Genomic DNA, 13,080 nt, shown 5'->3' with positions numbered 1-13,080 from the left:
AGAAGCAGGTATAGCCGACGGCAACGGAGGGCACCGATGGATCATCGTACAAAAGGTTTCACGCTGATCGAGCTGCTGGTCTCGCTCGCGGTATTTTTGATCCTGATCACCTTGGCTGTACCGGCGTTTACCCGGTCGGTGCAAGGCACCAAGGCCGACACCGAAATCAGCGACCTGCAACGCGGACTCAATTTCGCACGACTTGAAGCCATCGACCGGGGCGTCGCCACCCGGCTTCGTCCGACGGCGGGTGGCAGCGTCTGGACCGGTGAGTTGGCGGTCTATGACGGTACTGGCAATCTGGCCAATATATTGCGGGTTGTTCCAGCGATGAGCAGTGGGGCGACACTGACGCTACCCTTGGGAGTGACTGCCATCGATTTCAACAATCTGGGCGGTTTGTCGGCACCGTCCACACCCGTGGTGATCAGCTATGTTTTGGGGGCGCAAAGCAGGACGCTGAATGTGTGTTTGAACGGAAGAATTCTACTGGGTGGAAATTGCGGATGAGGGAACGGAGCAAACATGCACAGGAGGGCATGACGCTGATCGAAGTGCTGGTCGCGTTGGTGATTCTGACCGTGGGGCTGCTGGGCGCGGCGGCGATTCAGCTCAATGCGCTGAAGTACACCGACAGCTCGCGGATGACCAGCCAGGCGAGTTTTATCGCCTACGACATGATGGACCGTATTCGCGCCAACTCCGGCGCCGACTACACCGTGACGCCACCGACATCGGGCAATCTGAACGTTGCCCGCGATCAGGACCTCTACGATTTCACCACCAGCATCGTCAATTTCGGCGGTGCGACGGCCACTGGCAGCGTTACGCTGACCCAGCGCGTATACACCATCACCATTACCTGGGATGACTCGCGTGCCGCCAATACCGCCAATTCACGCCGTAGCTTAGTCTTGACCAGTCGTGCCGCTGTCGACCCGGTGGCAACGCCATGAGGCGGTCCAGCAGGGGGTTCGGGCTGATCGAGTTGTTGATTGCCCTCGCGTTGAGCCTGATTGTGGTGCTGGGCGTGGTGCAGGTTTTCATCGCCGCCAAGAACACCTATGTCAGCCAGAACACCGCCGCCGCCATGCAGGAAGATGCGCGTTTCGTGCTGAGCAAAATGATTCAGGAAATCCGCATGGTCGGTATGTTTGGCTGCCTGGGAACGATCACTGACTCGAGCACTGCCGGCGACTTCAGCGCCGGGCAGATAACGCCCATCAGTTGGGACAACGCCAACCTCAAGTTGACGCTGGTGACCGCTGATGTCGGAAGCAGTGGCGGGGTGCCGGCCTGGACGGTGATCTCCGACTGTCGGAACACGGCGACGGCCTACACGGGGGCGCGGGTACCGGCTTCAGGGTTTCTGGCGTTTCCGATCCGCCGCCTGATCTACAGCTACAGCAACAACAAAATCATGTTGGGCTCTGGCACGGGCACGCCGGCCCAGTTTGTGCTGATCGATAACGTCAGTGCCTTCAGCGTGAGTTTCGGCCTCGCCAATTCTGCCACTGACGTAGCTGCTTCCAGCTACAGCCCTAACCCGTCCGACCCTGCACGAATTCGCAGCGTCCGCCTGAGCCTGACCCTCACCGACCCGAACAACCGGGTGCGCAATCAAACCTTCAATGTGGTTGCTGCCTTGCGCAACAGGTTGCCATGAGGAAGGCCACCATGACTTTTCACGCCCAGCGCGGGATGGCGCTGCTGGTCAGCCTGGTGTTTCTGCTGTTGCTGACGTTGATCGGCCTTTCATCCATGCAAAACGCCACCTTGCAGGAAAAAATGGCCGGCAGCGTGAGCTTGCGCAACCAGTCGTTCCAGCGCGCCGAAGCGTCGTTACGCGTAGGAGAAAGCGCGGTGCAACTGGACAGCTATTCATTGCCGGTCTGCAGCCAGTGCGCACCACCGTCGGACGCGTCGACGATCACCGCCGCCGGCGCCAGTTCCACCTCTGGGGTGACGTGGATTGCCTCCGGCAGCGGTTTTTACGGGGTGCAGAATATCGGCACCACAGTCAATGCCGTCAATGTGCCGAGCAACACCTCGGCGACGCTTTACCGGGTGACCGCCGTCGGCATCGCAGGCAACTCGCGCAGCGTCGTGGAGAGTGTTTATGCGAAGTACTGAAAGGCGCCGTGGCGTGTGGCGGCTGTTTTGCGGCGCGGTACTGGGGCTTTATCTGTCGGCTCCGGCCTACGCTTTCACGCCCTCGGACTCTCCGCTGTTAAGCGCCGCAGCCGTCGCTCCGAACGTCATGCTGCTGATCGACGACTCGGGGAGCATGAACAACATCATTTGGGCGCCGGGTTTCGATCCGACTGTCAGCCGCGCGCAAATTGCGAACTGCAATTCAAACGGCTCATGTTTGAACGGACAGAACCTGGACATGGACGATACCAATATCGCCTTATCGAGCCTTAACCGCGGCAACTGCTCCAACAACGGCAACTGGTACGGTTTTTATCGGGGGTTTTTGGGATTGTCATCGATATGCCTGAAGCTACCCGACCCTGTGGGTAATGAAAACACGCGTTATACGGCTAACTATCTGTCTTATCTGGTGAGCCTGGCCAATGGTTCGAACAGGGATTTCACCACTGGCACTGGTGCCATCCCCAACGATTACCGCATGAACGTAGCGAAGGATGTTTCTACGAATCTGGTGACCAGTAATCGCGAGCTGCGTATCGGGCTTGCGACATTCAACCCGCCCACGGGCAGTAATTCCGGTCCTGGCGGGTTTATTCCCCGCGCTGTCAGTGATCTATCTGCTGGCGGGAGCATCACTCAGGGGCAGGCGCAAACCAACTTCAACAACCTGATTTCATCGATCGATGGTTTGAGTGCAATCGCCAATACCCCGTTGGCGGAAACCTACTACGAGATCACGCGGTACATGCGCGGCATGGCGCCGTACTACAACTCGACGCCAACCACTTACACCAGTCCGATTCAGTATCGTTGTCAGAAAAACTATGGCGTCGTGATCACCGATGGCTTACCGACCTATGACCGGACTTTTCCGACTACCGATCCACTGGGCGGTACACGCTTGCCCAACTGGGATGGCGTAAATAACGATGGTGACAACCTGAACGGTGACGGAGAAGGCGACACGCTGTATCTGGACGACATTGCCAAGTTTTCCTTCGACATCGACATGCGCTCCACTGGTAACGATCTGGCAGGAAAAAGCTGGAACGCTGCGGATTTTCCCAAGCAGAACATGAACACTTACACCGTGGGTTTTACCGCAGCGAATCAGATGTTGTCGGACGCGGCTAGCTACGGGCAGGGCAAGTACTACCAGGCGACCGACAGCGCGGGGCTCAACAATGCATTGTCCTCGGCCCTGAGCGACATCACCTCCAAGGCCGGTTCCGGTGGCAGCGGTGTCACCAGCGGCACCACCCTGGCCAGCAATTCAAGTTACTTCCAGACCAGTTATGACCCGAAGGACTGGCGCGGCACGATCAAATCCTTTGGCTTCACCTCGGCGGGCATCGTGAACACCGCCGCAGCGCTGTGGACCACTGACACCACCATCGTTCCCGGTGCCACAGCGCCGACTTACCAGTCCTGGAACACCCTGACCAACGCGGCGGTCACCCTGGCTTATGCCAGTTTTTCCCCCGCACAGCAGGCCTCTCTCAGCCAAGGCCTGCCGACCGGCATCACCGGCAGCGATCTGGTGGAGTGGAGCAAGGGCACCAACAAAGCCGGGCTCAAGGTGCGTAGCGTGCTGCTCGGCGACATCATCAATTCACCCCTCGTACTGGCGTCACCCACGGACAAAACCGCCTCTGATCTGACGGGCGACACCACCTACAGCACCTACCTGACCACCAAGGCCGCCACCATGAGTACCAGTCTGGTGGTGAACGCCAACGACGGGTTCGTGAATGTCATCAACTCAGCCAATGGCACCCGGCGTTATGCCTACATGCCTTCCAGTGTGTTGCCATCGCTGCGCTACATCGCCGATTTAACCTACATCAACGGTGTGAGCCACAAGTTTCTGGTCGACGGTCAGGTCGGGGTGTTCGATGCCCAGTTCGGCAGCGCCTGGAAAACCCTGGCCATTGGCGGAACCGGGGCCGGCGGCAGGACTTTTTATGCGTTGCAGCTGTTCGATGCATCGGCGGGTAACGTGTTCAAGGCGCTGTGGGAATTCAGTGCGCCGGCCACTCCGAACACCGCGAACGTTTTCAATGATCTGGGTTATGCCTACGCACGACCGGAAGTGGCACGCTTGGCCGACGGTCGCTGGGCTGCGTTCATTTCCAACGGCTATGGCAGCAACTCCGGGGTGGCAGCGTTGTACGTGGTGGACGTGCGTGACGGCTCGTTGATCAGGAAAATAGTGGTCGACAGCACCGATACCACTAATGGCCTGTCGTCGGTGAAGCTCAGGGTCAACTCGCAGAATGTGGTGCAGGCCGCCTATGGTGGCGACTTGAAAGGGCGGTTATGGAAGTTTGATTTGAGCGCTACCGCCCCTGATAGCTGGGGCCTGGCGTTTGCCGGCAAGCCGCTGTTTACCACGGCGGGTGGCGCCACCCAGCCGATTACCGTGCAGCCGCTGCTGGCGGACAATTCACTGGGCGGCAAGGAAGTATTCTTCGGCACCGGAAAATTCAACGAGACTGCCGACAAGACCAACAAGGATTTGCAGGCGTTCTATGCCGTGTGGGATGCGGAAGGCGGGGCGGGTCAGATCACCGTGGCCAGTTTGCAGGCGCAAGCGGTGACCGGTGTGTTCTCGGGCAGCACCGGGCAATTCATCACCACCAGCCAGAACGACGTGATCTATCCGGGGGAGAAGGGCTGGTACTTGCCGCTGGTGTACAACAGCGTGCTGACGGGGGAGCGGGTGATCAATCAGGCCAATCTGGTGCTGGGGCGGATCGTCTTTACCACGGCGAGTGTGGACACCACTGACCCGTGCGCCAGCTTCGGTACGGGCAAACTGGTCGAACTGGATGCGTTCAGCGGTAAGATGCTCAACTACGCGGTGCTCGACACCAACAACGATGGGACGGTCGACACCAAGGATACGGTGTCCAGTGGCGTGATTTTCACCGGTGGCATCCCGACCCTGAACGCCATCGTCAACGGCGCGACCCGCAAGATCGTGAACGATTCCAGTGGCGGCATCAGCACCCTGGTGGAAAAATCCGGCGGCGGCAGCCGTCGCATCATGTGGCGACAAATACAGTAAGTGAGAGTTTAGGAATGCGCAGATCCAACCGAGGTTTCACCCTGATCGAAATCATGATCGTGATTGCGATCATCGGGATCGTCATAACCATTGCCGCTCCAAACCTCACGGAGTACGTGAAAAAGGGCCGCCGCACGGAAGTGGCCGGGCTGCTCTCCGAGCAGGCGCAGATCCTTGAGCGGTTCTACTCGAAGAACAATGTCTACACCGCTGCCACCGGACTGAGTGCCGGCAACGACTTCTACACCATCACCCCGACCCTGACCGATCAAACCTTTTTGCTGACGGCAACGCGCAAGACCGGCGCTGCAATGGCGACCGACAAGTGTGGGGATTTCACCCTCACCAATACGGGTGTCAGAAGCATGGTCAATGCGACGTCCGGGCTTGCCACCAAAGATTGCTGGGGGCGCTGAGTTTCTTTTTCGGGCGCCTTTTTGCGCCCTCTGTCTATTTATCGGTTGGATCAGAACATGAGCAGGCAACAGCAAGTGGTGATTGTCGGCGGCGGCGTGATCGGGCTGCTGACGGCGTTCAATCTCGCGTCCGAAGTGCAAAGTGTCGTGTTGCTGGATCGGTCGAGCGTCGGTCAGGAGTCGTCATGGGCCGGTGGCGGGATTGTTTCGCCGCTCTATCCGTGGCGCTACAGTCCGGCAGTTACCGCACTGGCGCATTGGTCCCAGGATTTTTATCCACAGCTCGGTGAGCGACTGTTCGCCGCGACCGGGGTTGATCCTGAAGTGCACACCACCGGCTTGTATTGGCTGGATCTGGATGACGAGGCCGAGGCGCTGGCCTGGGCCGAGCGTGAAAACCGTCCGTTGCGGGCTGTGGATATCTCGGCGGCACATGATGCCGTACCGGTTTTGGGTGCCGGGTTTTCCCGGGCGATCTATATGGCCGATGTGGCCAACGTGCGTAATCCGCGTCTGGTTAAATCCCTCAAGGCCGCATTGCTGGCGTTGCCGAACGTGACGATTCGTGAGCAGTGCGAAGTCAGCGGGTTTATTCGTGAAGGCGACAGGGTCGTCGGCGTACAGACTTCGGCGGGCCCGGTTCTTGGTGATCAGGTAGTCCTGACGGCTGGCGCCTGGAGTGGCGACTTGCTCAAGAGTCTGGGCCTTGAATTGCCGGTCGAGCCGGTCAAAGGGCAGATGATTTTGTACAAGTGCGCGGCGGACTTCTTGCCGAGCATGGTGCTGGCCAAGGGGCGTTACGCGATTCCCCGGCGCGACGGGCACATTCTGATTGGCAGTACGCTGGAGCATGAAGGCTACGACAAGACGCCGACCGACTCAGCGCTGGAGAGTCTGAAGGCATCGGCGGTGGAATTGATCCCTGCGCTGGCGGATGCCGAAGTCGTGGGGCATTGGGCCGGATTGCGCCCGGGTTCGCCGGAGGGGATTCCTTATATTGGCCGAGTGCCGGGGTTCGACGGGCTTTGGCTCAATTGCGGGCATTACCGTAATGGGCTGGTGCTGGCGCCGGCGTCGTGTCAGTTGTTTGTGGATGTGATGCTGGGGAGGGCGCCGATTATTGATCCGGCTCCCTATGCTCCCGAGGGTCGGATCTAGTCGCAGAATCTTCAGCGCCTGTCAGATTGCCTTCGCGAGCAAGCCCGCTCCCACATTTAGACCGTGTCTGTCTGGGCAACCCGGTCAACTGTGGGAGCGGGCTTGCTCGCGAAGGGGCCCTCAATCCAGGCCGAGCTTCTTGAGCCGATAACGCATCGATCTGAACGAAAGATTCAACCGCTGAGCCGCCGCCGTGCGGTTCCAGCGTGTTTCCTCCAATGCCTGCAGGATCAGTTTGCGCTCGACGTTTTCCAGATAGTCTTCCAGGTTGTCGATCTGCGTCAGGTCCGCCACGCCGTTCTCTGCTGTGCAGTTGCCTTCGGCCAGTCGCAGGTCGCTGGCTTCGATCTGTTTGTTCTCACACAGGGTGTAAGCCCGCTCCAGCACGTTCTCCAGCTCCCGCACGTTGCCTGGGAAGCGGTAACTTTTCAGTGCGTCGAGAGCGAGTGGGTGGAGCTTTGCGGCGGGCTGGCCGCTGCCGGCCGCCAGACGCTTGAGCACATGACTGGCCAGTGGTTCGATGTCGTCGCGGCGCTCGCGCAAGGGGGGAACTCGTAGCTCGATCACGTTCAACCGATAGTACAAATCCTGGCGAAAGCGTTCGGCGCTGACTTCGGCGTCGAGGTCTTTGTGCGTGGCGCAAAGGATGCGCACGTCGACCACCACTTCTTGCTGCCCGCCGACGCTGCGAATGGCTTTCTCCTGAATGGCCCTGAGCAATTTGACCTGCATCGCCAAGGGCAAGTCAGCCACTTCGTCGAGAAACAGCGTGCCGCCGTGGGCTGCCTGAAACAGCCCGGGTTTGTCTTCGATGGCGCCGCTGAAACTGCCTTTGCGATGACCGAAGAATTCACTTTCCATCAATTCCGACGGAATCGCCCCGCAGTTGACCGGGACGAACGGTTGAGCGGCCCGTGGGCCCTGCTCGTGAATCAGCCGGGCGACCAATTCCTTGCCGCTGCCGGATTCACCGCTGATGTACACAGGCGCCTGGCTGCGGGCGAGTTTGTCGATTTGTTTGCGCAGGTTGCGCATGGGCAGTGAATCGCCCAGCAACCGGCGATCGATGGCGGTACTGGCGCCGCCCGCAGCCGTCAAGCGCAGGGCGCTGGTAACCAGTTCGCGCAGGCGCGTCAGGTCGACCGGTTTGGTCAGGAAGTCGAAGGCTCCGGCCTTGAGGGCGTTGATCGCCGTTTCGAGGCTGCCGTAGGCGGTAATCATCGCCACCGGCACCTGTGGATAACGCTGCTGGATGTACTGCACCAGCTCAAGGCCAGTGCCATCGGGCAGGCGCATGTCGGTCAGGCACAGGTCAAATGTCTCCCGCGTCAACAAGGCCTTGGCTTCGCCAAGGTTACGGGCACTGTAGGTATCGAGTTTCATCCGTCCCAGGGTGATTTCCAGGAGTTCGCGGATATCCGGTTCGTCGTCGACGATCAGGACTATTGGCCGTGGGCTCATGTTCAACTTTGTTTCCGTCCGTGAGCAAAAGTGATGCGAAAGCAGCCGCCGCCTTGGCGTGGATTGAAGTCTAGGCGGGCCTGGTTGCTTTCGCACAGCTCACGGGACAGATAAAGCCCCAGGCCTGTGCCCTGGCTACTGGTGGTGAAGAAGGGTTCGAACAAATGCGTCTGTTGGTCCGGCGCCACACCGGGGCCGTTGTCCCGGACTTCGAGCGTCGGCAACTGGCTGCTTGGCTCGACAAACAACTCGAGCCAGACCTGCGCCAGATCGTGATTCAGCGCGCTGTGGCGCCAGGCATTGCGCAACAGATTGTCGAGAATCTGGGCCAGCTGATTCGGGTCCATCAAGGTTTTGAAGTCGCCCTGGCCGATACGCAGGTGAATCAATTGGCGATCGGTTGCCCCTTCACGGGTTTCGACGACGAAGTGCTCCAGCCACGGCTTCAGATCGAGCCTTTGCGGCACGGTTTGCTGACGGCGGGACAGTTGCAGGACGTTTTCGATAACCCGATTCATTCGCTGAGAGTGGTCTTGGATAATCTGCGTCAGACGCCGATCCGCGCCGTTCAGTTCCTCGGATTCCTGCAATAGCTGCGCGGCATGACTAATGGCGCCCAGTGGATTGCGGATTTCATGGGCGATACCGGCAGTCAGGCGACCCAGTGCGGCGAGTTTCAGTTGCTGCGCTTGTTGAGCGATCTGGGCGAGGTCCTCGAGAAACACCAGGGTCTGGTGATTCGGGCTTTGGTCCAGGGCGATGAAGCTGGGTTGCAGTTCCAGGCCATTGCTGGTGGTTTTCAGGCTTTGCGGGCGCAACGTCGGGTTGTTGAACCACAGTTGCAGGCGTTCGACCAAGGCCGGCGAAAAATCGTCGATCAATTGGCCGTCGAGGGTTTTCTGCCCCAGCAAGCTCAAGGCGCTGTGATTGGCCAGTTGGACCCGCCGCTGATCGTCCAGCACCAGAATGCCTGTGCGCATGCGTTGCAGGATCAACGCGTTGAGCGCTTCCAGGCCAACCACTTCACTGGCTCGCTGCTGGGCGAGGTGTTCACTGACTTCCAGCCGCCTGATCAAACCTTGCACCAGCAATGCCGCGGCAAAACACAGCGCGCCGAGGGTGCCGGCTTGCAGATACTCGCTGGGACTGATGGGATGGCTGAAGCTCAGGAGGAAACTGAAACCGACAATGCCAATGGCCGCAACCGCCGCGATCAACAGGCCGATACGCCCGCGCAACAGGGTGTTGCCGATGGCCACGGACACGATGAGCAAGTTGCCGATGGCGCTGGCCACGCCGCCGGCGGCATAAAACAGGCCGCACAGCAGCAGGACATCGACCAGGGCGAGGCTGAAAAGCTGGGCCGGCCGTCGGGTGTTTTCCCAAAAGACCACCAGCAAGATGTTCAGCACCAGGTACAACCAGCTGCCACTGCGCAGCAGGTCGTCTTTGGCGAAGGCCAGCAGCTGGTTGTCCATGTTGCTGGAGATCAACAGCACCAGAGTGATGCCGACGCTTAAACGGTAGAGATGATAAAGGCGCAGCAGTCGCTGGGCCTGTTTGCCGCCGGGACTGGTCGTCTCAGCGATCACTGGAGCCCGGGCCTTGCTCAAGGTGAGCCTGGCTGCAATACCACTGTTGTTGAAGGCTCAGCGCGCGGTCGCGGGGCAGGTGAACGCCACAATGCGCGCAGCGGACCATGGGCGCCGCATCCAGCTCGGCTGAGGATCTGGGCGCGGAAGTCGAAGCCTTGAATTTGCGCCAGAACCATACCGCAGCGGCAATCAGGGCGATCCAGAACAGTAAACGAAGCATGGTGAGCAGCTTTATTGGCTAATGATCAGGCAGTTTAGCCAAGGACCCGACCCGCGCACAGCGCAATAAAAAAGGGAGACTCAAGAGTCTCCCTTTTTGCACAACCCGGTGTGTCAGTCGAACACGCCGAAGGTCATGTAGCTGAACCACGAGCGGTCTTCGTTGTTGCCTAGCGCTTCGTGTTCCTCTTCTTCGATCACGTCGCCATCTGCATCTTTAGGCTTGAGATCGTTCGGAATTGCGTCCTTGGCATCCTGGAACTGCTTCTGCACGTCCTGGTTGGCGCGGGTTTCGCCCGGCGGCAGCGGCGGACGGGATTCGATCAGGCCCAAAGTGGCCTTGCTCAGCCACGAACGGTTGTCGGCTTCGTCGACCGAAGGCTTGAACTGACCGTCCACCAGGGTTGGGTGGTTCGGGTAGTTGAGCTTCAGGGTTTCGAGGCTAGTGGCTGCCAGGTCGTCCAGGTGCAGACGCTGGTAGGCTTCGGTCATCACCGCCAGGCCGTCACCGACCGAAGGGGTTTCCTGGAAGTTTTCCACCACATAACGGCCACGGTTCGCGGCGGCGACATAAGCCTGACGGGTCAGGTAGTAGTCGGCAACGTGAATCTCGTAGGCCGCCAGCAGGTTGCGCAGGTAGATCATGCGCTGCTTGGCGTCCGGCGAGTAGCGGCTGTTCGGGAAGCGGCTGGTCAGCTGGGCGAACTCGTTGTACGAGTCGCGAGCGGCACCCGGGTCACGCTTGGTCATGTCCAGCGGCAGGAAGCGCGACAGCAGGCCGACGTCCTGGTCGAAGGAGGTCAGACCCTTGAGGTAATACGCATAATCCACGTTCGGATGCTGTGGGTGCAAACGAATGAAACGCTCTGCAGCAGACTTGGCAGCCTCAGGCTCGGCGTTTTTGTAGTTGGCGTAGATCAGCTCGAGTTGAGCCTGATCGGCGTAGCGCCCGAACGGATAACGCGACTCCAGCGCCTTCAGCTTGGCTGTGGCGGCGGTGTAGCTATTGTTGTCCAGGTCAGTCTGAGCCTGCTGGTACAGCTCGACTTCGCTAAGGTTTTCGTCTACGACTTCCTTCGATGAGCAAGCAGCGGTCAATGCGAGGATGGCGATCAGCAGCAGGTGTTTCACTTGCATGGCGGCTTGCGTCCCTATGACGGCCGCTGTCTTGGGCGGGGCCGTCCTGTTATGATGAGCGCCCCGTTGAATAGCCTCGGGGCAAAAGACGCCGTATTTAACCACAAGCGCGCAGCCGAAACCAAAGGCTGTGCCGACGCCTAGTCTGAGCATGTCCGATAAAATTGAACTTCGCGCAGAGGTGCCGTCCGAATTGGGCGGCCAACGCCTCGATCAAGTCGCCGCACAATTATTCGCTGAGCACTCGCGCTCGCGCCTTTCCGCCTGGATCAAAGACGGCCGCCTGACTGTGGATGGGGCGGTTATCCGCCCGCGAGACATCGTTCATGGTGGCGCCATTCTTGAGCTGACTGCCGAGCAGGAAGCTCAGGGCGAATGGATCGCTCAAGACATCGAGCTGGACATCGTCTATGAAGACGACGACATCCTGGTGATCAACAAACCTGCGGGCCTGGTGGTGCATCCTGCCGCCGGTCACGCCGATGGCACCTTGCTCAACGCCTTGCTGCACCACGTGCCGGACATTATCAATGTGCCCCGCGCCGGTATCGTGCATCGCCTCGACAAGGACACCACCGGTCTGATGGTGGTGGCCAAGACCATTCAGGCGCAGACACAGCTTGTCACGCAATTGCAGAGCCGCAGCGTAAGCCGGATCTACGAATGCATCGTGATCGGTGTGGTGACTGCCGGCGGCAAGATCAACGCGCCGATCGGTCGTCACGGCCAGCAACGCCAGCGCATGGCCGTGATGGAAGGTGGCAAGCAAGCCGTCAGCCATTACCGCGTGCTCGAGCGTTTCCGCTCCCACACTCACGTGCGGGTGAAGCTGGAAACCGGTCGTACTCACCAGATTCGTGTGCACATGGCCCACATCAACTACCCGCTGGTCGGAGATCCTGCCTACGGCGGTCGTTTCCGCATTCCGCCGGCAGCCAGTGTGACCATGGTCGAATCGTTGAAGGCGTTCCCGCGTCAGGCCCTGCATGCGCGGTTCCTAGAGCTGGATCACCCGACCACCGGTAAACGCATGAGTTGGGAGTCGCCACTGCCGGACGACTTCGTCTGGTTGCTGACCCTGCTCAAGCAAGACCGTGAGGCGTTCATCGGATGAGTGACTGGCTGATTCCCGACTGGCCTGCGCCTGCCGGGGTGAAAGCCTGTGTGACCACCCGTGCGGGCGGCGTCAGTCTGGCGCCGTTCGACAGCCTCAATCTCGGCGATCACGTCGACGACAGCCCCGAAGCTGTTGCCGAAAACCGCCAGCGCCTTACCGATCATTTCTCTATTCAGCCGGCCTGGTTAAAGCAGGTTCACGGCATTGTCGTGGCCCACTCGGACCCAGGCATCACGGCCACCGCCGACGCCAGCTGGACTGCCACGCCCGGAATCGCCTGCACGGCGATGACAGCCGATTGTCTGCCCGCATTGTTTTGCGACCGTGCCGGCACTCGCGTAGCAGCGGCCCATGCCGGTTGGCGTGGATTGGCCGCGGGTGTACTGGAAGCCACCCTCGACAGTCTGGCCGTGCCAGCGGAAGACGTGCTGGTCTGGCTCGGTCCGGCCATTGGCCCGCAAGCGTTTGAAGTCGGCCCGGAAGTGCGCGAGACCTTCGTCCAGCAACTGCCCGAAGCGGCCAAGGCCTTTGTGCCCAGTCAAAATGCTGGCAAATTCATGGCCGACATCTACGAGCTGGCGCGTTTGCGTCTGGCAGTACGCGGTGTCACCGCTGTCTATGGCGGCGGCTTCTGCACCGTGACCGATCCTCGCTTCTTTTCTTACCGCCGCAGTCCTCAAACGGGCCGGTTTGCCTCCCTGATCTGGCTCGAACGCTAGACTTGCCTGACCTGCATCAACGTCACGACGC

Annotated in this window: 13 protein-coding genes; 9 read left to right on the top strand and 4 right to left on the bottom strand. The window is 59.9% G+C overall.

Features of this window, described 5'->3' with window-relative positions:
• Positions 1 to 36: 36 nt before the first annotated feature.
• Genes ACA072_RS24915 through thiO form a run of 7 tightly spaced genes read left to right on the top strand, consistent with a single transcriptional unit; the run spans position 37 to position 6,801 of the window.
• Positions 37 to 510 carry a GspH/FimT family pseudopilin gene (locus tag ACA072_RS24915; RefSeq protein ID WP_497621224.1) on the top strand — a complete coding sequence of 158 codons (474 nt, stop codon included), beginning with the start codon at positions 37 to 39 and terminating at the stop codon, positions 508 to 510.
• Positions 507 to 956, top strand: a complete 450-nt coding sequence (gene pilV, locus ACA072_RS24910; protein WP_497621222.1) for a type IV pilus modification protein PilV — start codon at positions 507 to 509, stop codon at positions 954 to 956. The genes ACA072_RS24915 and pilV overlap by 4 nt, the downstream gene beginning before the upstream one ends.
• Entirely contained in the window at positions 953 to 1,666 is a 714-nt protein-coding gene (locus tag ACA072_RS24905) for a PilW family protein (protein WP_497621220.1), read from the top strand. The genes pilV and ACA072_RS24905 overlap by 4 nt, the downstream gene beginning before the upstream one ends.
• Positions 1,663 to 2,133, top strand: a complete 471-nt coding sequence (locus ACA072_RS24900) for a pilus assembly PilX family protein (RefSeq protein ID WP_497621218.1) — start codon at positions 1,663 to 1,665, stop codon at positions 2,131 to 2,133. Before ACA072_RS24905 ends, ACA072_RS24900 begins: the two co-directional genes overlap by 4 nt.
• Positions 2,120 to 5,227 carry a pilus assembly protein gene (locus ACA072_RS24895; protein ID WP_497621216.1) on the top strand — a complete coding sequence of 1,036 codons (3,108 nt, stop codon included), beginning with the start codon at positions 2,120 to 2,122 and terminating at the stop codon, positions 5,225 to 5,227. Before ACA072_RS24900 ends, ACA072_RS24895 begins: the two co-directional genes overlap by 14 nt.
• A gap of 14 nt (positions 5,228 to 5,241) precedes the next feature.
• Positions 5,242 to 5,643, top strand: coding sequence for a type IV pilin protein (locus tag ACA072_RS24890; protein WP_497621214.1), 402 nt, complete (start codon positions 5,242 to 5,244; stop codon positions 5,641 to 5,643).
• Between the two features lie 57 nt (positions 5,644 to 5,700).
• Entirely contained in the window at positions 5,701 to 6,801 is a 1,101-nt protein-coding gene (gene thiO / locus ACA072_RS24885) for a glycine oxidase ThiO (RefSeq protein ID WP_497621212.1), read from the top strand.
• Between the two features lie 120 nt (positions 6,802 to 6,921).
• Here the strand turns inward: thiO and ACA072_RS24880 are convergent, their stop codons facing one another.
• From ACA072_RS24880 to ACA072_RS24865, 4 genes are all read right to left on the bottom strand, one after another.
• The gene (locus ACA072_RS24880; RefSeq protein ID WP_497621210.1) at positions 6,922 to 8,262 is read right to left on the bottom strand and encodes a sigma-54-dependent transcriptional regulator; all 1,341 of its coding nucleotides are present in this window, start codon (positions 8,260 to 8,262) and stop codon (positions 6,922 to 6,924) included.
• A gap of 2 nt (positions 8,263 to 8,264) precedes the next feature.
• On the bottom strand, positions 8,265 to 9,854 hold the full coding sequence (locus tag ACA072_RS24875) for a sensor histidine kinase (protein WP_497621208.1): 1,590 nt from the start codon (positions 9,852 to 9,854) through the stop codon (positions 8,265 to 8,267).
• Positions 9,844 to 10,077, bottom strand: coding sequence for a PP0621 family protein (locus ACA072_RS24870; RefSeq protein WP_403107870.1), 234 nt, complete (start codon positions 10,075 to 10,077; stop codon positions 9,844 to 9,846). The genes ACA072_RS24875 and ACA072_RS24870 overlap by 11 nt, the downstream gene beginning before the upstream one ends.
• Positions 10,078 to 10,190: 113 nt before the next feature.
• A complete protein-coding gene (locus tag ACA072_RS24865; RefSeq protein WP_497621206.1) occupies positions 10,191 to 11,213 on the bottom strand; it encodes an outer membrane protein assembly factor BamD in 1,023 nt (340 codons plus the stop codon).
• A 151-nt stretch (positions 11,214 to 11,364) separates the two neighbouring features.
• On the opposite strand from ACA072_RS24865, the gene rluD reads away from it, so the two are divergent.
• Both rluD and pgeF read left to right on the top strand, forming a co-directional pair.
• Positions 11,365 to 12,327, top strand: a complete 963-nt coding sequence (rluD, locus tag ACA072_RS24860; RefSeq protein ID WP_007942311.1) for a 23S rRNA pseudouridine(1911/1915/1917) synthase RluD — start codon at positions 11,365 to 11,367, stop codon at positions 12,325 to 12,327.
• Positions 12,324 to 13,049 (top strand): peptidoglycan editing factor PgeF, encoded by a 726-nt coding sequence (gene pgeF, locus ACA072_RS24855; protein WP_497621204.1) that lies wholly within the window; start codon positions 12,324 to 12,326, stop codon positions 13,047 to 13,049. Before rluD ends, pgeF begins: the two co-directional genes overlap by 4 nt.
• Positions 13,050 to 13,080 lie beyond the last annotated feature (31 nt).

It is taken from the genome of Pseudomonas sp. LBUM1656 (assembly GCF_059716065.1).
Note: the sequence above shows the minus strand (reverse complement) of the source record. Positions and strands in the feature narration are given on the sequence as shown.

Coding starts and splice junctions, on each gene's coding strand:
- ACA072_RS24915 (WP_497621224.1), top strand. CDS start 37: ATGGATCATCGTACAAAAGGTTTCACGCTGATCGAGCTGCTGGTCTCG.
- pilV (WP_497621222.1), top strand. CDS start 507: ATGAGGGAACGGAGCAAACATGCACAGGAGGGCATGACGCTGATCGAA.
- ACA072_RS24905 (WP_497621220.1), top strand. CDS start 953: ATGAGGCGGTCCAGCAGGGGGTTCGGGCTGATCGAGTTGTTGATTGCC.
- ACA072_RS24900 (WP_497621218.1), top strand. CDS start 1,663: ATGAGGAAGGCCACCATGACTTTTCACGCCCAGCGCGGGATGGCGCTG.
- ACA072_RS24895 (WP_497621216.1), top strand. CDS start 2,120: ATGCGAAGTACTGAAAGGCGCCGTGGCGTGTGGCGGCTGTTTTGCGGC.
- ACA072_RS24890 (WP_497621214.1), top strand. CDS start 5,242: ATGCGCAGATCCAACCGAGGTTTCACCCTGATCGAAATCATGATCGTG.
- thiO (WP_497621212.1), top strand. CDS start 5,701: ATGAGCAGGCAACAGCAAGTGGTGATTGTCGGCGGCGGCGTGATCGGG.
- ACA072_RS24880 (WP_497621210.1), bottom strand. CDS start 8,262: ATGAGCCCACGGCCAATAGTCCTGATCGTCGACGACGAACCGGATATC.
- ACA072_RS24870 (WP_403107870.1), bottom strand. CDS start 10,077: ATGCTTCGTTTACTGTTCTGGATCGCCCTGATTGCCGCTGCGGTATGG.
- ACA072_RS24865 (WP_497621206.1), bottom strand. CDS start 11,213: ATGCAAGTGAAACACCTGCTGCTGATCGCCATCCTCGCATTGACCGCT.
- rluD (WP_007942311.1), top strand. CDS start 11,365: ATGTCCGATAAAATTGAACTTCGCGCAGAGGTGCCGTCCGAATTGGGC.
- pgeF (WP_497621204.1), top strand. CDS start 12,324: ATGAGTGACTGGCTGATTCCCGACTGGCCTGCGCCTGCCGGGGTGAAA.